18 protein-coding genes are annotated in these 25641 nt (G+C 56.5%); 14 read left to right on the top strand and 4 right to left on the bottom strand.

Annotated elements, in window-relative coordinates; all coding sequences use genetic code 11:
• Positions 1 to 96 precede the first annotated feature (96 nt).
• The 7 genes from ACTH3D_RS06355 (at position 97) to ACTH3D_RS06325 (ending at position 11250) form a co-directional block, all read left to right on the top strand.
• Positions 97 to 1068: a Na+/H+ antiporter NhaC family protein gene (locus ACTH3D_RS06355; RefSeq protein ID WP_441666226.1), complete on the top strand. Its 972-nt coding sequence runs from the start codon at positions 97 to 99 to the stop codon at positions 1066 to 1068.
• Between the two features lie 297 nt (positions 1069 to 1365).
• Entirely contained in the window at positions 1366 to 2547 is a 1182-nt protein-coding gene (gene solA, locus ACTH3D_RS06350) for an N-methyl-L-tryptophan oxidase (RefSeq protein WP_441666224.1), read from the top strand.
• A gap of 429 nt (positions 2548 to 2976) precedes the next feature.
• A complete protein-coding gene (locus tag ACTH3D_RS06345; RefSeq protein WP_441666223.1) occupies positions 2977 to 3270 on the top strand; it encodes a hypothetical protein in 294 nt (97 codons plus the stop codon).
• 611 nt (positions 3271 to 3881) lie between these two features.
• Positions 3882 to 6167: a DUF3141 domain-containing protein gene (locus ACTH3D_RS06340; protein ID WP_441666222.1), complete on the top strand. Its 2286-nt coding sequence runs from the start codon at positions 3882 to 3884 to the stop codon at positions 6165 to 6167.
• A gap of 133 nt (positions 6168 to 6300) precedes the next feature.
• Entirely contained in the window at positions 6301 to 7377 is a 1077-nt protein-coding gene (locus tag ACTH3D_RS06335; protein WP_441666221.1) for an HlyD family secretion protein, read from the top strand.
• Positions 7374 to 10133, top strand: a complete 2760-nt coding sequence (rbbA, locus tag ACTH3D_RS06330; protein ID WP_441666220.1) for a ribosome-associated ATPase/putative transporter RbbA — start codon at positions 7374 to 7376, stop codon at positions 10131 to 10133. Before ACTH3D_RS06335 ends, rbbA begins: the two co-directional genes overlap by 4 nt.
• Before the next feature lies 1 nt (position 10134).
• A complete protein-coding gene (locus tag ACTH3D_RS06325) occupies positions 10135 to 11250 on the top strand; it encodes an ABC transporter permease (RefSeq protein WP_441666219.1) in 1116 nt (371 codons plus the stop codon).
• A gap of 65 nt (positions 11251 to 11315) precedes the next feature.
• Here ACTH3D_RS06325 and ACTH3D_RS06320 read toward each other — a convergent pair whose 3' ends face one another.
• Positions 11316 to 12149 (bottom strand): alpha/beta fold hydrolase, encoded by an 834-nt coding sequence (locus ACTH3D_RS06320; RefSeq protein WP_441666218.1) that lies wholly within the window; start codon positions 12147 to 12149, stop codon positions 11316 to 11318.
• Between the two features lie 187 nt (positions 12150 to 12336).
• Here ACTH3D_RS06320 and ACTH3D_RS06315 point away from each other — a divergent pair, with 187 nt between their 5' ends.
• The 4 genes from ACTH3D_RS06315 to ACTH3D_RS06300 all read left to right on the top strand — a co-directional run bounded on the left by ACTH3D_RS06315 (position 12337) and on the right by ACTH3D_RS06300 (position 19344).
• Complete coding sequence (locus ACTH3D_RS06315) at positions 12337 to 13791, top strand: TolC family outer membrane protein (RefSeq protein WP_441666217.1); 1455 nt, start codon at positions 12337 to 12339, stop codon at positions 13789 to 13791.
• 108 nt (positions 13792 to 13899) lie between these two features.
• Positions 13900 to 15150: an efflux RND transporter periplasmic adaptor subunit gene (locus tag ACTH3D_RS06310; protein ID WP_441666216.1), complete on the top strand. Its 1251-nt coding sequence runs from the start codon at positions 13900 to 13902 to the stop codon at positions 15148 to 15150.
• The gene (locus ACTH3D_RS06305; protein ID WP_441666215.1) at positions 15147 to 18347 is read left to right on the top strand and encodes an efflux RND transporter permease subunit; all 3201 of its coding nucleotides are present in this window, start codon (positions 15147 to 15149) and stop codon (positions 18345 to 18347) included. Before ACTH3D_RS06310 ends, ACTH3D_RS06305 begins: the two co-directional genes overlap by 4 nt.
• A gap of 253 nt (positions 18348 to 18600) precedes the next feature.
• Positions 18601 to 19344 (top strand): hypothetical protein, encoded by a 744-nt coding sequence (locus ACTH3D_RS06300; protein ID WP_441666214.1) that lies wholly within the window; start codon positions 18601 to 18603, stop codon positions 19342 to 19344.
• A gap of 59 nt (positions 19345 to 19403) precedes the next feature.
• Here the strand turns inward: ACTH3D_RS06300 and ACTH3D_RS06295 are convergent, their stop codons facing one another.
• The gene (locus ACTH3D_RS06295; RefSeq protein WP_441666213.1) at positions 19404 to 20039 is read right to left on the bottom strand and encodes a TetR family transcriptional regulator; all 636 of its coding nucleotides are present in this window, start codon (positions 20037 to 20039) and stop codon (positions 19404 to 19406) included.
• A gap of 84 nt (positions 20040 to 20123) precedes the next feature.
• Between ACTH3D_RS06295 and ACTH3D_RS06290 the strand changes: the two genes are divergently transcribed.
• Positions 20124 to 21155, top strand: coding sequence for a succinylglutamate desuccinylase/aspartoacylase family protein (locus tag ACTH3D_RS06290; RefSeq protein WP_441666212.1), 1032 nt, complete (start codon positions 20124 to 20126; stop codon positions 21153 to 21155).
• On the opposite strand, the gene dusA is transcribed toward ACTH3D_RS06290, so the two are convergent.
• Positions 21144 to 22154 carry a tRNA dihydrouridine(20/20a) synthase DusA gene (gene dusA / locus ACTH3D_RS06285; protein WP_441666225.1) on the bottom strand — a complete coding sequence of 337 codons (1011 nt, stop codon included), beginning with the start codon at positions 22152 to 22154 and terminating at the stop codon, positions 21144 to 21146. The genes ACTH3D_RS06290 and dusA overlap by 12 nt on opposite strands.
• A 190-nt stretch (positions 22155 to 22344) precedes the next feature.
• Here dusA and ACTH3D_RS06280 point away from each other — a divergent pair, with 190 nt between their 5' ends.
• Positions 22345 to 22980, top strand: coding sequence for a hypothetical protein (locus tag ACTH3D_RS06280; protein ID WP_441666211.1), 636 nt, complete (start codon positions 22345 to 22347; stop codon positions 22978 to 22980).
• A 6-nt stretch (positions 22981 to 22986) separates the two neighbouring features.
• Here the strand turns inward: ACTH3D_RS06280 and ACTH3D_RS06275 are convergent, their stop codons facing one another.
• A complete protein-coding gene (locus tag ACTH3D_RS06275) occupies positions 22987 to 23574 on the bottom strand; it encodes a helix-turn-helix domain-containing protein (protein WP_441666210.1) in 588 nt (195 codons plus the stop codon).
• A gap of 373 nt (positions 23575 to 23947) precedes the next feature.
• Here ACTH3D_RS06275 and gltX point away from each other — a divergent pair, with 373 nt between their 5' ends.
• Positions 23948 to 25426 carry a glutamate--tRNA ligase gene (gene gltX, locus ACTH3D_RS06270; protein ID WP_441666209.1) on the top strand — a complete coding sequence of 493 codons (1479 nt, stop codon included), beginning with the start codon at positions 23948 to 23950 and terminating at the stop codon, positions 25424 to 25426.
• Positions 25427 to 25641: the final 215 nt, after the last annotated feature.

Below are 25641 nucleotides of genomic sequence, written 5' to 3'. Positions count from 1 at the left end.
TACTCGACGGCTACGGGTCTGAGCGCACGATAAATTTTGAATAGCCACTTAACTGGTACGTCATGGGGGACTATAGGGTCGGTTGGCGTGGCACTGATGGCGGTCGGTAGCAGTTTGGAATTTCCACCGCCTATCACGGCAGGTGCAGTTATAAGTGGAGCATACTTCGGCGATAAGTTATCTCTTCTTTCTGATACTACAAACTTGTCTGCAGCTATTACCGGAACCCCAGTCTTAACCCATATCCGTTATATGTTGATCACAACGGTACCGGCATACGTTGCTACATTGATTATTTTTCAGTCGATTGGGTTCTTTTTCTCCCCTGAAATTGCGCAAATGAGTACGGCCGGCATTATTGAAAAAACTCTCAATAGCAACTTTGAGTTGAGCTGGATTGTGCTGGCACCTGCAGCTGTGACAATTGTATTGCTGATATTCCAACTGCCGCCATATGTTGCAATCTTCGGAGGTGTCATTGGAGCTACTGTTGTAAGTACTGCCGTTCAAGGAAATTCTTTAACAGAAGTAATTCAGGTGACATACTCTGGATTCACGCTTGATAGTGGGCTTTCAAGCATAGATAAACTCATCTCCGGTGGTGGTATGATGTCTATGGCTGGAATTTCATTGTTATTTCTCTTCGCGGTGGGGGTTGCAGGCTTGCTGGAGAAGGGGGGATTTACCACTACGGTTATTGAGAGGGTTTTACGCGTAGCCAATAGCCGTCGCAAGTTAATGACAATGTCTTCACCATTAACTATACTTTCTATTGGGCTCGGTGCAAATTTCTCATTCGCAGCTGTTATGATCGGAACCCTGTTGACTAATGCTTACCAGAGTATGGGGCTTAAAAGTCAAAATCTATCGAGGACAATCGAAGACTCAGGAACAGTTTATGACCCATTCTTTCCATGGTCAGCTGGAGGTGTTTTTGCAGCCGGGACGCTTGGCATCGGGACATTAGAGTACATGCCCTTCCTTTTCTTTGCTTATCTATCGACAGTCTTTGGACTGTTAGTTGCAATAACCCAGTTCAAAGTGTCCACAATTGATCTCCAGGACTGAAGTACTTTCAGTAGCTATCCACATCGCAATACGGTCTTAACAAGCTACAAGCCAGAGAGGATTAAATGTCTCAGAGACAATCTCTTCTGTTGATTTTAATGATGTTTGTTAAATAGACTATAACGTTTCGTAAGTGGCATAGATATTAAATTTTGTATGTGTTTTGGGAATAACGCCCATATCATGATCTGCAAGAAATAACAACAGGGACGATGTTTTAATGTCTCTTCATCGGCAAGAAAAGTCGGGTGTTCATCAGCAATCTAAATCTTATGCGAGCGACCGGAGAAAGTTTAAATGAAAAACAGAAGTGTTGAGACGAGTTCGAGCTGCACCTATGACGTCATAGTCATAGGTCTCGGTGCAATGGGCAGTGCTGCGGCTTACCAGCTCTCCAAGCGCGGTCAGCGTGTGTTGGGTATAGAGCAGTTCTACCCCGCTCACGACAAGGGCTCAAGTCACGGAAGTACTCGTATTATTCGCCGGTCTTCATTTGAACACCCTAGCTACGTACCGATCGCTGCGCGATCGTACGAGATTTGGGAGGAACTGGAACAGGCGACCAGCAGAAAGCTGGTGACAAACACTGGCGGTTTCTTTATTGGAGCCCCAGATGAAAATTATGTGAAGGGTAGTATTGAGAGTGCGCGCACCCATGGCATCGAGCACGAAGTGCTCAATGCCGAAGAACTCAATCGCCGGTTTCCACAGATCACAGCACGAGCCGATCAAGTTGCCTATTACGAACCTGCCATGGGTGTGGTTAAGCCCGAGGCTAGTATAATCGCGCAGCAGCAGCTCGCGCAGCAGAATGGTGCCGATCTACACTTCGGAGAGACAGTGCTCGAATGGTCGGCAGACGCGGACCGAGACTGGGTGCAGGTTCGTACTGATGAGGCGACATATGAAGCACGTCGTTTAGTGTTCACCATCGGGGCGTGGGCACCGCATCTGCTCGGGAATATGGAGTTGCCGATTGAAATTGAGCGGCATTGGCTTTTTTGGTACGAGCCCAAGGATGGCTCTCTTAATGAGTTCCGTTCAGGAACCTTCCCGCTCGTCAACGTAATCGCCGATGACGGTGTAGCCTTCAGTAGCTGGCCGGTCTTCGGGTCTGACCGGGTGATGAAAGCGACGTTCATTGAAGGTAGCGCTAAACTGTGTACCCCGGAGACTATGAACTCTGAAGAAGTATCTCCTCAGGAAATAAAGCGTATGGAGCATGCCCTGCGTCAGTATGTTTTCAAGGGAGCTGGACGTCTCGTGAGTACCGGTGCTTGCATGTTCACAAACACACCGGATCGGAACTTCGTGCTCTCTCTTCATCCTGAGTATTCGAATATCTCAGTTGCAACTGCTATGTCGGGACACGGCTTTAAATATTCGGCAGCCGTCGGTGAGATCCTTGCTGAACTAGCGATTAACGGCAGTACAAAGTACGACATTAAAATCTTCGATCCGCTACGGTTCAGAACTTAAGCCCCTAGGCTTAAACAAACTTGGCACTGAGGACACTTGATATGAGAGAAGTTGCGCTGCTGTGATGGGCGCAACAACTGTCAGAAAAATCAGCGCTGACGTTGCTAAAATAAGTTCGAGCGTTCTAGTTATGTCTTGGTGCTACTATGCCACTACAATCAATCCCTATCTGCGCGGCTGGTGAGATGGGCTATGTGAAAGTTCAAGCATCTACGAGCACGGAAGAAAATGATGGTAGCCACACTGGAACGGCTAGTGAAAGCGAGACCAAAACTGTTCGTAAACTAGTCGCAAGGAATGTCGGGTGCGTTTGCTTGGTGGGAGTGGTGTGAGCCGAGAGGTTCACGCACCGCTCTGCGAGGGACTGAGGGTGAAATTCCCTTGGTCTACTCTCCTTTCATGGTTGCCCAACCTTGCGCGAGGTACCTGGTGGTATCTGTATCTGATCATAAACGTATTCAGTCGCAAGATCGTTGGGCACGAGGTTTTCGAGACGGGGCCCGTGAGCTGGCTGCTGAGCTGATCCAGAAGGCATGCTGGCGAGAGCACCTCACGGACCGTCACAAGCCCTTAATACTGCACTCAGATAACGGCAGCCCGATGAAGGTGGCGACCTTTCTGGAGAGGCTCTACGACCTGGGCATCACCCCGTCGTACAGCCGGACAAGAGTCAACAACAACGCCTTCGCCACCCTGGCCGAGGCGCAAGACTGGGTCGAGTGATTCACCGAGTACTAAAACCACGAGCACCGGAACAGCGCCCTTCGATACGTCACGCTGAGCCAGCGTTATAACGGCAAGGCAAAAAGCATCTTGGCGCAGCGCAGGGAGGTCTTCGAGGTGGTAAAACAGCGCCACCCTGAGCGCTGGTTGGGTGACATCTGGAAACTCAGCTTGGTAGAGGTTGTGCAGCTAATACAGCATTCTCCGTAAGCGCCCATAAATCGGCACTTACAGTCGCGTCCTGAAATTTCCCCCACTGATTTCCTCGTCAATACCAGGAGGAATCAGCATGACACACGCCGAACGCAAGCGTCTCTGGCAGAAACACATCGAAGACTGGCGGTCCCTTGCCTGGCGGTGTCTTCATCACAGGCCTGCACGCTGGCAATGTGGAGTTGCTCGGTGCCGTGCTGAGGCAACTGCAATGCGTCACCGGTACCTTCCCCCCCTCTTGGGGTTTGCCGGAGATTTACCTGTATCGACAGCCCATCGACTTCCGCAAACAGGCCAGCGGCCTGGCGCTGATTGTCGAGCAGGAGTTAGGCTACCAAAAATTTAGTAGTATGCTAATTACAACGCAATGTGATGTAGCAACTGCACGAGGATCTTTCATGGATCGACAGGATGATAGCCTGGGGGTTTCGGCAACCGACCATTCCGCCCGCCGGCTGATGGGCAATATTACCGAGCTGCGACAGCTGCAGCGGCAGAATCTGCATACCAGCATGCAGGCACGCCGGCAGGAAGTGACCAGGCCTTTGCTTGAGGGCAATCTGTCGATGCCCGGGCCTGGAGACTGGGTAGAGTATCTGGTGGATGCGGGTGAGCGCAGCGTACTGTTCTGGGATACCTTGCGCCAGCGGGCGGATAATACCCTGGCTCATGAGCAGGCTGGTTCGCCGCCGCTGCTCAAATTCAATTATGAAGTGTTGCTGGACGGTGCTGAACTCGACGTTCCGGTCAACTATTCTCTGTTGCAGATTCTGCCTGACGAGAATCAACCAATTGACCAGACGCTGGCACCGATCATTGTCATCGACCCGCGCGGCGGGCATGGTGCGGGCATCGGTGGTTTTAAGCAGGACTCGGAAATCGGTGAAAGCCTGCGCGCTGGCCACCCGACCTATTTCATCGCTTTTGGTTATTCACCTGAGCCTGGCCAGACCCTAGTTGATGTGGCACTGGCTCAGATGCAATTTATCGAACTTGTTACCTCAAGGCACCCGCAGTCCAGCAAGCCGGTCATCATCGGCAACTGCCAGGCCGGCTGGGCCTTGATGGGGCTTGCTGCGGTTCGGCCAGAGTTGCCGGGGCTGGTTATCATCAACGGTGCGCCGTTGGCCTATTGGGCCGGTGTGAACGGCCGTAATCCGATGCGCTACACTGGCGGCTTAATGGGCGGTGCCTGGGCTACTCGGTTGGCCAGCGATCTGGGTAACGGACGCTTTGATGGCGCCTGGCTGGTCAGCAATTTCGAGAGTCTCAATCCTTCCCATGTTCGGTGGGGTAAGGGTTACGACCTTTACGCGAACATCGACACCGAAGCGCCGCGCTTTCTCGATTTTGAGCGCTGGTGGGGTAGCCCCAACCTGTTCAATGCCGAGGAAATCGAGTCCATCGTCGATGAGCTTTTCATCGGTAACCGCCTGTCCGGGGCGCCTGGTACCGGTGGTAACCTGCTCGACTTGCGCGCTATCGAAGTGCCGGTGGTGGTGTTCTGCTCCTATGGCGACAACATCACGCCGCCCCAGCAGGCGCTGGACTGGATCGTTGACCTCTACCCGGATGACCTGGCCCTGCAGAGTGCCGGGCGCACTATCGTTTACCTCAAGCACGCTAGCGTAGGGCATCTGGGCATTTTTGTTTCCGGCAAGGTGGCGCGTCGTGAGCATCGCCAGCTGATCGATGCCATAGACGAGATTAAGGTGCTGCCGCCGGGGCTTTATGAGCTGATTATCGACGAGCGCCCCAGCGCTAGTGAGCCCGAGCCTGAATCAGCGTCTGAGCAAGAGTATCGGGTGCATTTTGAGTCGCGTGGCATTGCGGATATTCGCGCCATTGATACCGACAGCTGGAACGAAGACCGGGAGTTTATCGAGGTCGATAAAGTCTCTGAAATCACCAGCAGCCTGTATGGCTGGATGGTTCGCCCTTGGCTGAGCCGAGTGATCAATGAGCCCATGGCAGAGGCGCTGCGCCAGGTACATCCGTTCCGCCTTAAACGGAGTGTCTGGAACAGTCAGAATCCGGCTCTGTGGTGGTTGCCTGAGACTGCTGAGCGCGTGCGAGAATCGCGTCATGCTGTCAGCCCAGAAAATCCGCTGCTGGCCTGGCAGGATTTGGCCTCGCGCAATATTATTAATGCGCTGGACAACTGGCGTGATATGCGTGATGCCGGCGGTGAGCTGGCATTTCACAGCATTTACGGTTACCTGAGCATGCTCAGCAACTCTGCCTCGTCACCAGCCACCACACCGCATGACGACAGTGCAAGACAGGCGAGTAGAGAACAGCTTCGTAGTGCCTTACCGGAAGGCGGTGAGCTCGAGGCGGGCCTGCGCGTGCTACTACTGTTCGCCAAGGCGGATGGCAAGCTTGCCAAGTCATCCCTGGAAAAGATCATCGAAGGCTATCGCAAGATAGCAACTCACCTGCCGGATGTTGCGACGATTCGTAAGCTCATAAACCAGCAAAATATGCTGGTCTTCGCTTACCCCGAGGAAAGCTTGCAGCAGCTGCCTAAGCTAGTGCCGGAAGCCGCTGCGCGACAGCGAATTCTTGATACCGTTTGCAAGATTGAACCGGCCTGGTGCAGTGATAAAGGTGATACCGGAAAGCTGTGGGCTGAGCTGCAGGAGCTGCTTGGGCCACCTGTCAAGGCGTCAAAAAATACATGAGGCGCAAGCGGAATGCATCAATGTCAAGAGTCAGGTTATCGCTGACTCAAGTCAGCCAGCGATACGGTGTGGGTGAGCCAGACGCGAGTCTGGTGCGTGCGGGTTGGTTTTCTTGGGCGACAGGAATAGAGCGATGAAGCAGGCAAGTAAAAAATCCATCATCAAGCTATTGACGGTGGTTGTGGTCGTCGCAGTGGCCGCGCTGATGGCGTGGCAAATGCTCAAGCCTAGCGGGTTGGGCGACGGCTTTGCCAGCGGCAATGGCCGTATTGAAGCAACAGAGATTGATGTGGCAACCAAACTGCCTGGTCGTTTGATGGAGGTGCTGGTGGGCGAGGGCGACTTCGTTGAGCCGGGGCAGGTGATTGCGCGCATGAACACCGACACCCTAGAGGCTGAGCTGGCGCAGGCCAATGCCCGGGTGCACCAGACAGAGCATGCTTTGGAAACTGCTCGTGCCGTGGTTGCCCAGCGGCAAAGTGAAGAGAACACGGCCCAGGCGATTGTGCAGCAGCGCCAGGCGGAGCTCAGTGCTGCTCAGAAACGTCATCAGCGTACTGCGACATTGGTGCAGCGTAATGCGGTATCGCGCCAGCAGCTCGATGACGATCTGGCCGCCCGCCAGAGCGCTGAAGCTGCTGTTTTGGCATCACGCTCTCAGGTGCTAACTGCCGAGGCAGGCATCAACTCGGCGCGCTCCCGGGTAGTTGAGGCGGAATCTGCCATCGCTGCCGCCAAAGCCGGTGTGTCACGCATCCAGGCAGATATTGAAGATAGCGAACTCAAAGCAGATCGGCTGGCTCGGGTGCAGTACCGTATCGCTCAGCCTGGCGAGGTGCTGGGCTCCGGTGCCAAGATCGTCAACCTGGTGGATCTCACTGATGTCTACATGACGTTCTTTCTGCCGACCCATGATGTGGGCCGCGTGGGTATCGGCGACGCCGCGCATATCGTACTCGATGCGGCTTCTGACTACGTGGTGCCGGCCCGTGTCAGTTACGTCTCCAGTGTCGCCCAATTCACGCCCAAGACCGTGGAAACTGAGAGCGAGCGCGAGAAGCTGATGTTTCGCGTCAAGGCGCGTATCGACCCGCAGCTGTTGATGAAGCACGTGGAGCAGGTCAAGACCGGTTTACCCGGCGTGGCCTATCTCAAGCTCGATGACGAGGCTGAGTGGCCGGTTGACCTGCAGGTCAACGTGAAATCATGACGGCACTTGGCGATAGCGTCGTCAGCCTGAAAGACGTCACCTTGCAGTATGGCAAGTCGCGCAGCGACAAGGTTCGGGCGCTGGACGCCTTGAGTCTCGAGATCCCCAGCGGTCGCATGGTGGGATTGATCGGCCCCGATGGCGTCGGTAAGTCGAGCCTGATGGCGCTGGTTTCTGGGGCGCGACGCATCCAGCAGGGCAGGATTCGGGTGCTTGGTGGCGATATGGCAGATGCCGAGCACCGGCGCCTGTCCTGCCCGCGAATCGCCTACATGCCCCAGGGGCTGGGCAAGAATCTGTACCCCACGTTGAGCATCCGTGAAAACCTTGAATTCTTTGGGCGGCTGTTCGGGCAGGGCAAAGCCGAGCGGGACCTGCGGATCGAGGATCTGACCCGCAGTACGGGGCTGGAGGATTTTACCGAGCGTCCGGCGGGCAAGCTGTCTGGCGGGATGAAGCAGAAGCTTGGGCTGTGCTGTGCACTGATTCATGACCCTGATCTGCTGATCCTTGATGAGCCCACCACCGGAGTTGATCCGCTGGCGCGTAACCAGTTCTGGGAGCTGATTACGCGAATCCGTGGTGAGCGTCCTCACATGAGCGTGATGGTAGCCACCGCCTATATGGATGAGGCGGAGGGTTTCGACTGGCTTGTTGCCATGGACGAGGGCCAGGTTTTGGCCACCGGTACGCCAGCTGAGATGCTAGAACGTACCGGCAGCGACAACCTCGAACAGGCGTTTATTGCTCTGTTGCCGGATGCCAAGCGCGCCCTGCATCAAGAGGTCATTATTCCGCCGCGTGAAGCCAGCAATGAGATTGCTATTGAGGCCCACGGGCTGACCAAGCGCTTTGGTGACTTCACTGCAGTTGATCACGTCAATTTTCGTATTGAGCGTGGTGAGATCTTCGGCTTTCTTGGCTCCAACGGCTGCGGCAAGTCCACCACCATGAAGATGCTGACCGGGCTCTTACCGTTCAGCGAAGGGGAAGCTTTCCTGTTCGGCCAGCCGGTGGACCCCAATGATCTAGAAATACGCCAGCGGGTTGGCTACATGTCCCAGGCGTTCTCTTTGTACAGCGAGCTGACGGTTCGTCAGAACCTTGAGCTGCATGCGCGCCTTTACCAGATTAACGGCAAGGAGCGCGAAGCGCGTATTCAGGAAATGCTCGAGCGCTTTGCCCTGAAGCCAGTGGTTGACAGTCTGCCGATGAGTTTTCCGCTAGGGGTGCGCCAGCGACTGTCGCTGGCGGTGGCGGTGATTCATCGGCCGGAGATATTGATACTCGACGAGCCCACCTCCGGTGTCGATCCGGTGGCGCGCGACAGTTTCTGGGTAGAGCTCATTCGCATGTCACGGGAAGAGAAGGTGACTATTTTCATCTCCACCCATTTCATGAATGAAGCCCTGCGCTGTGATCGCATGTCGCTGATGCATGCTGGCAAGGTGCTGGACAGCGATACACCTCAGGCGCTGCAGCAGAAACGTGGCGCTGCAACGTTGGAAGCCGCTTTTATTGCCTATCTCGAAGATGCCAGCGACGAGAGCAATTCTGAGAGTTCGTCTGATCCCGAGCAAGAGGGAGCGCCGCGGCAGGGGATCCAGCAGAACAGTGCTACGCCGCCGTCGCGCTTCAGCTTCCAGCGGTTGTTCAGCTATACGCACCGTGAGGCCATGGAGCTGCGCCGCGATCCGGTGCGCGGTATGCTCGCGCTGTTTGGCAGTGTGCTGCTGGTGTTTATCATGGGCTATGGCATCAGCATGGACGTGGAAGACCTGTCTTATGCGGTGCTCGACTATGACCAGACCACCAACAGCCAGGCGTATTCTCTGAATCTGGCGGGCTCACGCTACTTTGTTGAAACGCCACCGCTGGCCAGTATTGGTGAGCTCGATGAGCGCATGCGGGCCGGCAAGATCAGTCTAGGCGTGATCATTCCCCCTGGTTTTGGGCGCGATCTCAAGCGCGGTGCTACGCCTGAAATCGCCTTCTGGGTCGATGGTTCCATGCCGACTCGTGCTGATACCATCAAGGGCTATGCTCAGGGAATTCACATCGACTATCTCGAGACGCTGGCTCGGGAATCGCTCGGCGTGAGTGCTGACAGTGGTGCGGATGTTGCCCTGCGTTACCGCTACAACCCGGATGTACAAAGTTTACCGGCCATGGTGCCGGCGGTGATTCCCATGCTGCTGATGATGATTCCGGCAATGCTTACGGCCCTGGGCGTAGTGCGCGAGAAGGAAATGGGCTCGATCATCAATTTCTACGTCACCCCGGTGACCCGCACGGAGTTTCTGCTGGGCAAACAACTGCCTTATGTGGTGCTGGGTATGCTGAACTTCCTGATCATGGTGGCCTTGGCAGTGTTTTTCTTCGATGTACCGGTCAAGGGCAGTTTTCTTACCCTGAGCATTGCTGCGCTGCTCTATGTGTTCTGTGCCACCGGGCTTGGGCTCTTGATGTCGTCGGTGCTCAACAGCCAGATTGCTGCGATTTTTGGCACCGTTATCGTTACCCTGATTCCTGCTGTACAGTTCTCGGGGATGATTCATCCGGTATCTGCCATGGAAGGCATCGGTGCCTTCATTGGTCAGGTCTACCCGACCGCTCACTTCCTGATCATCAGCCGTGGGGCGTTCGCCAAGGCGCTGGGCATGGCGGATCTGTATGGCTATCTCTTGCCCTTGTTGCTGGCGATTCCCGTGCTGCTGCTGATCAGTATCGCTGGGCTGAAACAGCAGGAAAAATGACATGCGATTTCTGACCAATATTGTGCAGCTGGGTATCAAGGAGCTGCGCAGCCTGAGCCGGGATCCCGCGTTGGTGCTGCTGATTGTCTATGCCTTCAGCCTAAGCATATATTCTAGCGCCACAGCGGTACCCGAAGCGCCGTATCGTGCGACCATCGGGGTGGTTAATGAGGATCCGTCACCGCTGAGCTATCGCATTCTTGATGCCTTCCAGCTGCCGTATTTTCAGCCGCCCCGGGCCATCACCCATGCCCAGATGGATAATGGTATGGACGCCGGGCGCTACACCTTTACCTTGAACATTCCACCGGACTTCCAGCAGGACCTGTTGGCGGGTCGTCAGCCAACCATCCAGCTCAACGTGGATGCCACTCAGGTCAGTCAGGCATTTACCGGTGCTGGCCATATCCAGCAGATCATCAGCAACGAAGTGACCACTTTCCTGCAGCGCTATCGCAGCCAGGGTGCCTTGCCGGTGGAGGCGGTGGTGCGCATGAACTACAACCCCAATCTGGACCGCTCCTGGTTCGGAGCAGTGAACTCGGTCATCGATCAGATCACCATGCTGTCGATCATCCTGACCGGTGCGGCGCTGATCCGTGAGCGTGAGCACGGCACTATCGAGCACCTGCTGGTGATGCCAGTGACGCCGGTGGAGATCATGCTGGCCAAGGTGTGGTCCATGGGGCTGGTGGTGCTGCTGGCCTCGGCACTTGCTTTGCGTTTCGTGGTGGGGGCCTGGCTGGCGATTCCCCTTGGCGGCTCGCTGGGCCTGTTCATGCTGGGTGCTGCGCTGCATTTATTCGCGACAACCTCCATGGGCATCTTCTTTGGTACCGTGGCGCGCTCGATGCCGCAGCTGGGGCTGCTGATCATTCTGTCGCTGATACCGCTGCAGATCCTTTCTGGTGGCATGACGCCACGGGAAAGCATGCCGGAGATCATTCAGAACATCATGCTGGCGGCACCCACCACACACTTTATCGAGTTGGCCCAATCGATACTCTTTCGCGGCGCAGGCGTTGGTATTGTGTGGCCGCAGTTGTTGGCGCTGGCAGTGATTGGCGCAGTGTTTTTCCTGTTCGCCCTGTCGAGGCTGCGCAAGTCGCTCAGTTGAGACTGCACAGACCTTTTTGCGAGAAAGTGGCGGGGCCATCCTTTCTTACCCCAGTAGTCCAATTTTCAGCCTTCAAGAAACTGCCGCAGTGGCTCTACCTGGCTTGTCCGGTCAAGCATGGGGGCATGGCCGCAGCCCTCGGCTTCAAGTGACACCATGGATGGCTGTTCGCGACTCATTCGATCCGCTGTTTCGCGATCCAGCAGAGCAGAATTGGCGCCGCGCAATAGCATCAGCGGGCAGTCAATGGCCAGCCAGTCGGCCCAGTTATCGCGTGGCGTATCGTGGATAAACTGCTCAGCGATACGTGGATCGTAATGGAAAGACCAGCTGCCGTCGGGTAAGCGACGGGCACTGTCGCGAGTCATTTCGGCCCAGGTTCTGTCACTTTGAATGCCGAAACTGGCGTAGTTATCGCGCAGTTCTTTCTCCAGCTCGCTTAGTTGGTTGAACTGGTAGGGCTGGGCAAAGTATTGGCCCATGTGTATCAGGGCATCCGGGTTGAGTGCCGGACCCACGTCATTGAGCATCAGCCGCTCGATTCGTCCGGCATGCTCAGCATCGGATGCCAGCCGCATGCCGAGTAGACCACCCATTGACGTGCCGACCCAGGGTACGCTGTCTAGATTGAAGTGGTCGAGTACAGCAAGTGCTATTGTCATGTAGTGGTTGTAGAGATAATGCTGCTCCGGTGTCGGTGACCAGCTCGACAGGCCACGCCCTGGTGTGTCGGGGGCAATGATGCGCCACTGCGGGCCAAGTCGGTGGGCCAGGGCTTCAAAATCGCCCCCGTGGCGAGCCAGCCCGTGCCAGGCGACAAGGGTGCGTGGCGCTTGTGGGTTCCATATGCGGACGGCGATCTCAAGATCCTGTACCTTTAACAACGTCAGGTCATCCATGGTCAATACTCCGTTATTTGGTATGTCAGGTGCAGCTGTATGGTGCCGGCTTAGGGTGATAACAGCCTATCTTTTTTATCAGGAGCCGGGGAAATTCTTATTCTCTGCAACAATAGCCTGGTGGATTGAACGTATTAACATGCGACAATGCATGTATAACTCTGATATCGAAACAAGGATCCTGCTGATGACATCTTCCCGATCTTGCGCTGCGACGCCCACAACCGGCTGCCGCAAGCTTTTGGTGGTATTGGTCACCTCACTGATGATGAGTCAGGTTCAAGCCGCTGACCTGCTTGAGATTACCCAGGATGCACTCGACAAGAACGCCGACCTTGCTTCGGCTAAGGAGCTGTTCAAATCGGTTGAGGCGGGGCGTGACGTGCAGCAGGCAGACCTGTTGCCGCAGGTAACGGCTTCCGGACAGCTTGCTCATAATCGCCAGCACGAAAGCCAACAGCCTAAATATTCGGGCAGCAGCCCGATGGGATCGTCGGCCGGAGATGATAATGTGACGGCGGGCAGCCTAAAACTTGAAGCGACCCAGGCACTGTTCAATGCTCGCAGTCGTGCCGAGGTGGAGCAGGCTGAGCGCCAGATCGACCAGCAGCTCTATCAGCTGGCCGCTACCGAGCAGCAACTGCTGATTGATGTCAGCACAGCTTATTTCGAGATTCTGCGTGCCAACGAGGTGCTAGATGCGCGGATTGCCCAGCAGCGGGCTATCGAACGCCAGTATGAGCAGGCCCGAGAGCAGTTTGATGTGGGCTTGATTGCCATCACTGATGTTGAGGAAGCCAAGGCACGCTTCGATCAGTCAAGGGCGCAACGGATCATTGCCGAGAATGCCTTGCAGGTCAGCTTTGAGGCGTTGCACAGGTTGACCGGCAAACGCTACAACAGTATTGACATGCTGCAGAAAGATATGCCGGTGGTGCCGCCAAACCCGTCATCAGTGCAAGTTTGGGTGGATCTTGCCATGGAGAGAAATCCCCTGGTGCTGGCCAGTCAGGCTGGGGTCGAGGTGTCGCGCAGTGGCGTGGATATTGCTCAGGCTCAGCGTCTGCCGGTCGTACAGGCATTCGCCAACTATACTTATGGGGACTCGGACAGTGATGTCCTGACAGGTCATGACTCTGCAAGCCAGGTTGGGGTGGGCGTCAGTGTGCCGCTGTATACTGGTGGTCGGACCAGCGCCAGCATTCGTCAGGGGACCTACCAGTTGGCTTCCAGCCAGTATGACTTCGAAGCCCAGCGGCTGAGTGTTGTGCAGCAGGTGCGCTCACAGTTTACTCAGGCCAGCAATAACGTGGCCACGGTCGAGGCGCTGGCACAGACTGTCGTATCAAGCCAGAGTGCGCTGGATGCCACCCGTGCCGGTTTTGAGGTCGGTATCCGCAATATCGTCGACGTTCTTGATGCCGAACAGAATCTGTACAACGCTGTCGCTGACTATGCCGATGCTCGTTACCGTTATGTGACCGACCTGCTGGCGCTGCGTCAGCAATCCGGCACGCTGGATACCGAAGCAGTCAGTGAACTGAACGGTTGGCTGAATAGTGCGCAGCAAGTGCAGCTCGATCAGCAGCCGGTCGCCGCTCCTGGCATGGATATCGGTGCCCCGCCGAGCCCTGAGACCTGATAAAGATCTCGTATCTGGACATGCAGGACTGTATGTCTGTTTTACATACACCGGTGTATGGATGTAGGCTTTGCAGCCTCGAATGTTCCCAACGGAAGTAGATTACGCATGAAGACGATGATCCGAGGATGTCGGAATGGCTTGCTGGTGCTGGTTTTGGGGCTTGCTCTCGCGGCCTGTGACCAGCAGGATGCGCCTTCAGGTCAGCAGGATGGCGGAGACCGCCAGCCACAACCGCGCGCCATGACAGTCATGGATGTGCAGCGCCAGGATATTTCACTTAATAGGTCATATCCGGCTAGGCTGCGTAGCGATGATGAGGTCACACTGGTTGCACGAGTTACCGGTTTTCTTGAAGCACGACACTTTGAGCCTGGCCAACACGTGAAGAAGGGTGAAAGCCTCTATTCCATCGAGCCGGAGCTATACAGGAACGCAGTGACCCAACGTGAGGCTGACCTCGCCAGTGCTAGGGCCGAGCTGTCACGTGCCCAGCGGGATGCTGGTCGTTTCGAGCAGCTGCTGAAGCAGAACTCTGTCAGCCGCCAGCAGTATGACCAAGCGCTGGCGACCCGCGAGGTGGCTAGTGCACAGGTGGCTCAAGCTCAGGCGGCGTTGATGAGTGCCAATCTTGATCTGAGTTATGCCAATGTTACCGCCCCCGTTGCCGGGGTGATCAGCCTGGGAGAGGTGAACCTTGGCAACCTGGTGACCCCTGGCAGCGAGCTGGCCGTGATCACACCGCTGGACCCGCTGGAGGTGCGTTTCCAGCTGCCGCAAAATGATGCCATTGCGCTTCGCCAGCAGCGTAACGAGCATCCAGATGTTGAAATTCACGCGGTGCTTGATCTGCCGGGGCAGGGCGTCAATCTTGAGGGAGCGTTGGACTATTTGGGGTCGCGGGTCAGCGAGGGTACCAGCACTGTGCAGGGCAGGGCGGCGTTTGCCAACCCGGACAGCGTGCTGATGCCCGGTCAGTTCGTGCGTGTTGTGCTGAATGGTCTTAAGCGTTTTGACGTGATTGCTGTTCCGTCGATTGCCGTCACCCAGGGGCTCATGGGACCCCAGGTGTTTGTTCTTGATGAAGAGGATGTGGCACGTGTTCGCACCATCCAGCTCGGCGCCCAGGCAGGCCCTTGGCAACTGGTAGTGGAGGGGCTGGAGCCAGGCGACCGAGTTGTTGTCCAGGACCCGGCCGGCCTTGATCCGGGTACGCCAATCAAGCCACAGCCTTTCGACGGCGATGCGGCAGCACTGATGCCGGGTAATGAGGCGCCAGGGCAGGCTTCCGAGCAAGCGCCACAGGAAAAAGTACAAGATGCTGAGGCGCCAGAGGCTCAAGGGGACGCTGAAGAATGAATTTCTCTGATTTCTTCATCAAGCGGCCGATCTTTGCCTCAGTACTGGCCATCATCCTGACCATCGTCGGGCTGATGAGTATGCGGGTGCTGCCCATTGAGCAGTATCCCAGCGTGGTGCCGCCGACGGTTTCGGTCAGCGCTAGTTTCCCTGGTGCGGATGCTGAAACCGTGGCGCAAACGGTAGCAGCGCCTCTGGCCGAGGCCATCAACGGCGTTGATGACATGCTCTACATGACATCGACCAGTGCCGATAATGGCATGATGAGCCTGAGCATTGCCTTCGACATTGGCACCGATGGCGATATCAGCACCATCAACGTCAACAACCGCGTGCAGGGAGCCTTGTCCCAGCTGCCCGAGGCGGTGCAGGCACAGGGGGTGAAGGTTGAGCTACGCTCAAGCTCGATACTGATGCTGGTTGCGCTGACCTCGCCTGGCGGGGATTACAACAACATCTATATGCAGAACTATGCCACCCTCAATATTCTTGATGCGCTGCGCCAGGTGCCGGGAGTTGGCGAGGCGGAAGTACTGGGTGGCGGTGAGTTCGCCATGCGGATATGGATGGATCCGGACAAGCTAGCGGAGTTCGACCTGACACCGGCTGAAGTGGTGCAGACCATTCGTAGCCAGAATACTGAGGTCCCCGCAGGTAGCCTGGACGCTACACCCCAGAGTGCCCCCGGGCCCTTTACTTACACGATTACTGCCGGTGGGCGCCTGTCTACTGCGGACGAATTCCGTCAGATCTTTCTGCGTACCAATCCGGATGGCTCGGCGCTTCACCTTGAAGATGTGGCGCGTATTGAGCTGGGGGCTTCTTTCTATGGGGTTCAAGCCCGCCTGAATGGCGGTACCATGACGCCGATCATCATCAACCAGCAGCCGGGTGCCAACGCCCTGGATACGGCGAAGTCGGTTGGTGAGGTCATGCAGGAGCTTGAAGGGCGCTTCCCGCCCGGGCTTGAGTATGTGGTGCCCTATGACACCACGCAGTTCATCAGCGCGTCGGTCGAAACGGTGGAGCATACCTTTATCGAAGCCTTCCTTATCGTGGGCGCGATACTGTTCATTTTCTTGCAGAACTGGCGCTACACCGTGATTGCCATGTCGGTAGTGCCTGTGTCCGTGCTGGCCACTTTTGCGGGTTTCTTCCTGTTTGGCTTCTCGATCAACCTGCTAACCCTGTTCGCTCTGGTGCTGGCCATTGGTATCGTGGTGGATGATGCCATTCTGGTGGTGGAAAACGTTGAGCGGGTGCTTAGTGAAGATGAGGAGATGACTGTTTTTCAGGCCACGACCCGGGCCATGACAGAGGTCGGTGGGCCCATTGTTGCCACCTCGCTGATCATGGCTGCGGTCTTTGTGCCAGTGGCCTTTCTGGGTGGGTTCACCGGCCAGATCTATCAGCAGTTCGCGTTGACCGTTGCCATTTCGGTCGCGTTCTCGGCACTGATGGCACTGACTTTCACACCGGCGCTGTCGGCTATCTTCATCAAGCATGACCTTCATAATCGCAAAGAAAGCGCTTTCAGTCGTGCGGTAAGAACACCGCTGCGGCTTTTCGATCGCTTCTTTGCCGGTGTTACCGCTGTCTACATGGCCATAGTGAAGCTGCTGGTGCGTTTCTGGGTGCTGGCACTGTTGCTGACAGCATTGATCAGTGGCAGTGCCTGGTGGATGTATAGCCATACCCCGACAACGCTAGTGCCCGAAACAGACCAGGGCATCGTACTGGCGGCAATCCAATTGCCCGACTCTGCCTCGTTGGCACGCACCGAGGATTACATGGGCAGGCTGAGTAAAGCTATCGAGGAAGTTCCGGGGGTCAAGTACTCTTCTGCGGTGGCCGGTTACGACATGCTGGCAAGTTCCGTGAACACGGCGCGCGGTATCATTTTCGTCAACATGGAGCCCTGGGGTGATCGCACCCTGACTGCGGATCAGCTGGTTGGAAAAATCATGCAGTTGGGCGCCCAGATAGAGGGCGGGACGGCCATGGCCTTCAACATGCCACCCATCATGGGGCTGTCGACGACCGGTGGTTTTACTGGTTACTTGCAGTCGTTTGATGGAGCGTCGGCAAACGAGCTTTACCAGGCCTCGCTGAAGCTGATGCAGGCTGCGAACCAGAATCCGGTTTTGCAGCGGGTTTTCACCACTTTCAGCGTCAATGTGCCGTCCTATCATGCCGAGATCGACCAACAGAAAGCTTTGAGCTATGGGGTATCGCTGGATAGTCTGAACTCGACGCTGTCCAATACGTTTGGTACGGGCTTCGTTAACTTCTTCGGCTACCAGGGGCGCAACTTCCAAGTCTATGTGCAGAACGAAGATGACTTCCGTAAATCGCCGGACGATGTGTCTAGCGTTTATGTACGTGGCGGTGATGGCCAGCGAATTCCGCTTTCCGAGTTTGTGACGCTTGAGCGTGTTACAGCACCAGCTGTCGTTACACGTTTTGGTGTCTACCCAGGCGCCCAGTTTCAGGGTGGACCGGCACCGGGTTACAGTTCAACCCAGGCAATTGATGCGATGGAAAAGTTAGTTGCAGATGAGCTGGGAAGCAGCTGGGGTATGGGTTGGACAGGTACGGCCTATCAGGAATCGAGTGCCGGTAACGCTGCCACCATAGCCATCGTATTTGGCATGCTAATGGTATTCCTTATTCTGGCCGCGCAGTATGAAAGCTGGTCATTACCGGTGGCGGTTCTGACCACGACACCCTTTGCCTTTTTCGGTGGTATCGGTGGTATTGTCCTGCGCCAACTGGAAACCAGTGTCTATGTGGAGATCGGTATGCTCGTTGTGGTGGGGCTGGCGGCTAAGAACGCCATCCTGATCGTCGAGTTTGCTGAGCTGCAGCGTCGTGAAAGTGGTCGTACGATTCGTGAGGCGGCAATCCATGCGGCTGAGTTGCGCTTCCGGCCTATCGTCATGACATCGCTGGCCTTTATCTTTGGTACCTTGCCGCTGGTGTTGGCGACCGGCGCCAGTGCCACTAGTAGCCACCATATCGGTACAACGGTGGCCTTCGGCATGGCGTCGGTGGCGATACTGGGGAGCATGTTTGTGCCTACCTATTACGCGATGATTGCTGGGCTGAGCGATTGGCTCAGTCGGCACACCGGTATTGGGCAAGGGCAGAGCATGGAGCCTGAGTCACAAAAGGCTGTAGAGTCTGACGGCTCCTGAGAGATTTCTTGCACAAGCTGTTTCGCTCTATAAAACGTCATCGCCTTCAGGCGGTGACGTTTTTTCATGTGAGGATGGTGAGAGCGAACTTCACTGTTTAATACGTTATGCTGGATGAAATACATGAGCCGGCTAAACAGCAGGTGATTGGCTGCAGCTCACAACCAGTGGCTGACGGCAAAGACAAGACATCAAGGTTTGTTGCCACCTGGTCATGCAGTTGCAGGCGCCTTCTGGGCCGAAGGGGCTAGCGATGCTGTCGATAGATACGGTGGCGATGGATACTCTGGTGCGATTGGCGCTCAGTTTTCCAATGGTTGTGTTCAGTCTGTTGATCAGCCTGATGGCCGTTTACTGGCTGCTGGTGCTGATCCGTCTGGCACCACTGGAGCTGTTTGAGCGCGATAGCCTGCGTGACGATAGCCTAGCCAGTGCCATGGTGTCACTCGGGTTTATCGGTGTGCCAGTCATGCTGTCGCTAACGCTGCTGGTTGTGCTGGCAGGGGCCATTATCCTGGCGCTTGAAATTGCCGTTCTGCAGCATCTTGAGCTGGGATTGTTTCGCGTGCCGCTGGGCGCTGTGCTGATTTGGGCGGCGGTGGCATTGGCATCGCCTGTGGTGGCGATGCTGTGTCGTGGGCTGCGCCGTCGGTTTCAAAGCCACTCGCGTCTGCCGCGCTGCCTGCTGGGTGAAACGGTGGTGGTGGGTGAGGCCAAGGATGGGCCGCTGATGGACGCCGTACTTGCCGATCACGCTAGCCGTCACCTTACGCTACGCATTAAAACAGGCCAGGCAACTTCGCAGGGCGAGCGTCGTGTGCTGGTCAAGTATCTGCGCGACCAGGACGCCTATCGTTCAGTGTCCGAGCATGATTACCTTGATGCCAGGGCGCGTCTGGTCAAGCTGAAGCTGATTGATCGCGACAGGCGCAGGTCGACGTTGGGCGCAGGCCAGGACATGAACCGCAGCGATGGCAGCTCATCGAGTTCAAGGTGATGGCGGCTTGCTGACCTCAGAAGAGGGTGGTGACTGCTGGCTGGGGTTGATGCTGGAAATCAGCCAAGTGGCCTTAGGCTGATTAGCTCAAGTTGCGCCTTGACTAGCTTCGTGCCCTGCTCATGGATGGAGTAGGCTTGGGGGTCACGCACCCAGTCGTGAAAGATACCGCTGATCACGGCCTGGAGCAGCTGGGTGGCGATCAGCGTGTCTACTTCTGGTTTGAGCAGGCCTTGTTGGCTGGCGTCTTCAAGGTAGTCGCTCAGGGCATTGAAACAGTCGCGGCTCATGGCTTCTTGGGTTTCCCGCGGGTCGACGTCGCTGAAAAACTCGCAGCGGTGTACAAGAATCGCGTGAACACGCATGTAGCGCGGCTTTTCCAGTCGTTGAAAACCATGCTCACAGCCAAGCAGGATGGCCGCCAGAGGCGAGGTGTCAGAGTGGGTCACAGAGGCTTCGCTGACCAATTCATGGAAGGGCATACGCACACGTTCGACCATCGCGAGAAACAGGTCGGCCTTGTTGCGGAAGTGCCAGTAAACCGCGCCTCGGGTCATGCCGGCATGGCGGGCTATCTGCTCCAGTGAGCTGCGCGCAACGCCACGCTCGAAGAACAGTTCTTCAGCGGCATCCAGCAAGGTTTCACGGGTGGCCTTGGCATCGGCCTTGGCATCGGCCTTGGTGCGTCTTGCCATGGTATCTCGACTCGTAGCGGTTTGCGGCGTATTTTACCTCAACCTCGGATCTTTTACATTCAACGCTGTATGCAAGGAATGGCTATGTCTCGTAAACCCTTCGAGCTTGCCGGAGTCTCGGTTGCGCCGGGAAGCCGCCAACAGATTGATGTGCCGGTGGCACGGTTGTATACCCACACACCGCTGCACATTCCAGTGGAGGTAATTCACGGGCGTCAGGATGGCCCTGTACTGCTGGTCTGTGCTGCCATCCATGGTGACGAGATAAACGGTGTGGAAATCGTGCGGCGGCTGCTTGGCTCCCGCCAGCTGAGCCGGTTGCGCGGCACCTTGATGGCAGTGCCAATCATCAATGTGTTTGGTTTGGTGCAGCAAACCCGTTATCTGCCGGATCGGCGTGACCTCAACCGCTGTTTCCCGGGTAGCGAGAAGGGCTCGCTCGGGGGGCGGATCGCGGCCCTGTTCCGCCAAGAGATTGTTGATCAGGCTACCCATGTGATTGATCTGCATACTGGTGCGATTCACCGCACCAATCTGCCGCAGATACGAACTCGGCTTGATGTTGGCAGCGAAACGGAAGAAATGGCCCATGCTTTTGGTGCGCCGGTCATCATCAATTCAGACTTGCGTGACGGTAGCCTGCGCCACTATGCGCAGAGCCGGGGCATACCAGTGTTGACCTACGAGGCCGGCGAGGCGCTGCGTTTTGATGAGTGGGCAATTGCCCCTGGTGTGCGCGGCGTGCTGCGCGTGATGCGCAAGCTTGGCATGCTGAGTGGTGATAAGCGACAGCGTACGCCGCGGGCGGCCGAGGTCGCCAACAGCTCTGGCTGGGTCAGGGCGCCCATTGACGGGATTCTACGCCCTCGGACTCGGTTAGGTGTGAGGGTCGCGAAAGGGGATGTGCTGGGCCATGTCGCCGGTCCCTTCGGTAATGACGAAAACGAGGTGCTGGCCGCGGCAGACGGCATTGTGGTAGGCATGACCCGGTTGCCGCTGGTCAACGAGGGTGAGGCGCTGTTTCATATTGCCCGCTTTGAAGCCATTGAGGAGGCTGAAAGCGCGATCGAAGGCTTTCAGTCAAGCTTGGAGCCGCCGCCCGATTCACTGTACTGACGGCTCAGCAGTTGCTGTCGGAGTGCGCTCAGGCACCAGCCCCAGGGCATCGTCAAGCACGCTCAGCCCCGCGCCGTCACGATGGGCTTGCTCTGACAGATGGCGGCGGAAGCGTCGGCCACCGGGTTGGCCCTGGAACAGGCCAAGCAGGTGGCGAGTCAGGTGATGGAGCCGCACGCCTTGCTCCAGACGTTCCGCGATATAGGGCCGAAACGCTCGGGCGGCATCATGCCGACTGGCTGCCGGACCAGGCGACCCGTAAAAGCGTTGGTCTACCTCGGCGAGCAGCCAGGGGTTCTGGTATGCCTCACGCCCGACCATTACGCTGTCGACGTGGTCGAGCTGTCCATGGCAGGCGTCCAGGGTTTTCAATCCACCATTGATCCCGATATGCAGGTCAGGGCGGCTGGCTTTCAAGCGGTAAACCCGCGGGTAGTTGAGCGGCGGTACATCGCGATTCTGCTGGGGGGACAGTCCTTCAAGCCAGGCTTTACGGGCGTGTACGATGAAAATCTCGCAGCCAGCATTTGCCACAGTTTCGATGAACCGGGTGAGGTCGACATCCTCGTCCTGATTGTCGATGCCAATGCGACACTTCACGGTAACCGGAATCGACACGGCCTTGCGCATAGCGGCTACCGCCGCCGCTACTTTGTCAGGATACGCCATCAGGCAGGCGCCGATCAGGTTGTTCTGCACCCGGTCGCTGGGACAACCCACGTTCAGATTAACCTCGCTGTATCCCCAGTCTTCGGCAATTGACGCACACTCAGCCAGCTCAGCGGCATCGCTGCCTCCCAGCTGCAATGCCAGTGGCTGTTCGATGGTATCGAAACCGAGAAAACGCTCCCGTGGGTTACCATGCAAGATAGCGCCGGTGGTGACCATTTCGCTATATAGCAGAGCGTGGCGCGTCAGCGTGCGGGCAAATGCCCGATAATCTCGCGTCGTCCACGCCATCATCGGGGCGACAGAAAAAGTGCGGTCGAGTTCAGCCATGGCTCTCGGAGTGTCGTGGCGTGTTGAAGGGTGAAAGCAGTAACGCCAATCCTCAGCGTTGCCTGCCAAGTCGGGCATTCTAGCAGTCGCCAGCGGCGCTGCCCATTCGCCGGTATGTTTGTGGTGCTGCCCGCCTGAGCGCCGAGGTGGTAGGCTGAGGCTTGTGATCGACAAGCAGAGGGATGTGTACATGAAGGTGTCGCGACTGGGCTGGATAGTCGGGCTTGCAGCGTTGATGCTGTCAGGCTGTGAGGGAAGTGAGCAGGAAAAGCCGGTGGTTGATGCCTCGATAGATCCTACCGTTGCAGTCGCAGAGATAAGCGATGATGCGGCTGGTGAGTCTGGCTTGGAGCCTAGGGCCGTCTCGTCAGCGTCGCCTCCATCACCAGACATCGAGCCGTTTGATCAGCCAGTGGCAATTAGCGTTGAGGTCAAGCTGCGTAGTGATCGACGGCTGATGGTCGATGGCACAACGAATCTGCCTGACACCACACAGCTTCAGGTGCAGGTAGAGCGTGAGGCGAGTGGCGTGCGCTGGCAAGAGCGTACTGAGGTGAAAGGCGGCCACTTTGTGACGGGCCCATTCGGTTCGGGAAGCGGGTTGCCTGATGGTGGCTACAGCATCACGGTAAATTTGCCGCCAATGAGCGTGCAGCCCAGTACTGTAAGAGATCGGCTGGGTGAAGAGGGGGCGCACCTGAGCGGTTCGTTAGTGGGGGTCTCGCGCCATGGACTTGGTAAGGTGGCGAGCATCACACAGCGCTTTCTTGTCGGTAGTCAGCCGCGTCGTACGACTGATTCGGTCGAAGTGCAGGCGCTTGACTGAAATGGCTTAAACATTTTCGCTGCGCCATAGCGCAACAACCTTGCCAAGTAGGGTGAAACCGGTGGAGTAAGGGACGCTCGTGTTGCTGTGTTCGTCTTTGAACTGCAGTTCGCCGTTATCGGCTTTTTTCACATAGCGGATGGCCATGTGCTCGCTGGTTCTTACCAGGTAAAGGCCTGGCAGACGAAAGATATCCGTTGGAGCAATGGCAGCCAGGTCGCGCTCGTTCAGATAGTCAAAAGCGCTGCCCGGGGCAGGGGTGACCATGTAACAGTCGCCATCCCAATGCTGGCCGGGAGTTAGCTCCAGAGGTAGCTCGATGCCGTTTGCCGGACTATTTTCCCAGGGTGGCTGGCCTTTAGCACTCAAGAACAGCGGTGATGAGCGCATGGCATCACCATCAAGCAGGGTTGAGAGTGAGCAGTTCAGGGCGTCGGATAGCGCCACTAGCCGCTCATGGCCAATCTGCTTGATAGCTCCGGACTCCCAGTAGGAAATCGTCACATCGGAGACGCCTACCCGCCGGGCAAGTGCGGCTTTGTTGAGGCTGGTGGCCTGTCGTAAGCGCTTGATCCTTGGGCCTAGGGGTTCCATAGAGAGCGTCCTGTCGAGTTGAATATGTGGGCAGCGCGATGATGTGCCGAGTACTATCTGTGTATCGTTGCCTGATGAGCCTTGCTCATGCTTTGCTCATGAAAGTCTTGCTCATAAGAATATAGCCACGAAGTTAGTAGTCTTGGCCGACTAGCGTTTTACCTATCAGTATCAGACTGCACAAGCCACAAATGATTCCCATGTGGCTGCCGCCGCATGCCCAGCCGCGTATAATGCAATGTGACCATCCGGATGTGACCGGAATCCGTAGCCATAAATAGAGAAACAATAGCAATCGGCGGATTGTTTTTACTGGCTTCTTGCAAGCCGTTTACCTCGACTCTCAATAACTTTTTCTGGACACAAGGACGACATGACCGTACGCACCCGCATCGCGCCGTCTCCCACTGGTGACCCCCATGTGGGCACCGCTTATATTGCCTTGTTCAATCTGTGCTTTGCGCGTCAGCATCAGGGGCAGTTTATCCTGCGAATCGAGGATACCGACCAGGCCCGCTCGACCCTTGAGTCCGAGCAGATGATTCTGGACTCATTGCGCTGGCTGGGCCTTGATTGGGACGAGGGACCGGATGTTGGCGGCCCCCACGGCCCTTACCGCCAAAGTGAGCGGGGCGATATCTATGCACAGTACGCTGAGCAGCTCGTTGCCGATGGGCACGCGTTCAAGTGTTACCGCACCAGCGAGGAGCTGGATGCCCTGCGCGAAGCGCGTAAGGAAGCCGGCATGCAGCTGGCATTGAAACCGGCAGACCTGGTGCTGCCTAACGAAGAACAGGCCAAGCGCGAGAGAGATGCCTGGCCCTTTGTGATTCGCATGCAGGTTCCAGATACTGGTACCTGCGTGGTACATGACATGCTGCGCGGCGACATCGAGGTGGATTGGCAGCAAGTCGATGCCCAGATCCTGCTCAAGTCTGACGGCATGCCGACTTACCACCTGGCTAACGTGGTGGACGATCACCTGATGGGGATTACCCATGTGCTGCGTGGCGAGGAGTGGATCAACTCCGCACCCAAGCACCAGCTGTTATATGAATACTTCGGCTGGCAGATGCCTGTGCTTTGCCATATGCCGCTGCTGCGTAACCCCGACAAGTCCAAACTGTCCAAGCGCAAGAACCCGACCTCGATCAATTACTATCGTCGCATGGGCTATCTGCCCCAGGCGGTCATCAATTATCTGGGCCGCATGGGCTGGTCAATGCCTGACGAGAGCGAAAAGTTCAGTCTTGATCAGATGATGGCGCATTTTGATATTCAGCGCGTTTCGCTGGGTGGCCCGGTGTTTGATCTGGAAAAGCTGACCTGGCTCAACGGCCTGTACATTCGTGAAGATCTCGATGACGCCGCGTTGATGAAGGCACTGATGGAGTGGGCATTCAATGAGCGTTATGTCAGCGAAATCCTGCCCCAGGTGCGCCCGCGGGTGGAGACGCTGTCTGAAGTGATTCCTCTGGCAGGGCATTTCTTCTCGGGTTTGCCAGCAATCCAGGCCAGCGATTTTAGTGAGGTGAAGCTTGAACCTGAAGAGCTGGTCAGGCTGCTGCAGTTCCTGGTGTGGCGACTGGAATCCCTGCCCGCCTGGAACAAGCCGGCGCTGTTGGAAGAAGTCAAGCTATTGGCAGCACATTTTGAGCTGAAGATGAAAGGTTTTCTGGCACCTGTATTTATCGCCATAACTGGCTCTGCATCGAGCACCTCTGTGATGGATGCCATGGCGATTCTTGGCTCGGACATGACTCGCGCCCGTTTGCGGCATGCCATTGAGGTGCTGGGCGGTGTGTCCAAAAAGCAGGCCAAACGCTTCGAGAAACAGTTTCGGGAGCTGTAAGGACAGCCACGTCTCCCGGGCTCGGATAGCAGCGCGCCGGACACCGGTGTTTCCACGTTTTCGCCGGGAGGTGTGAAAAGAGGGCGGGAGGGGCAGTAAGGCCTGGCAGGTGTTGACCTGCTCCCTCCCGGTGAGTAATATACCGATCGTCTGGAAGAGACGGGGCCTTAGCTCAGCTGGGAGAGCGCAACACTGGCAGTGTTGAGGTCAGCGGT

Origin of the sequence: Halomonas sp. (genome assembly GCF_052095765.1) — a bacterium.
GTDB lineage: Bacteria > Pseudomonadota > Gammaproteobacteria > Pseudomonadales > Halomonadaceae > Halomonas.
Note: the sequence above shows the minus strand (reverse complement) of the source record. Positions and strands in the feature narration are given on the sequence as shown.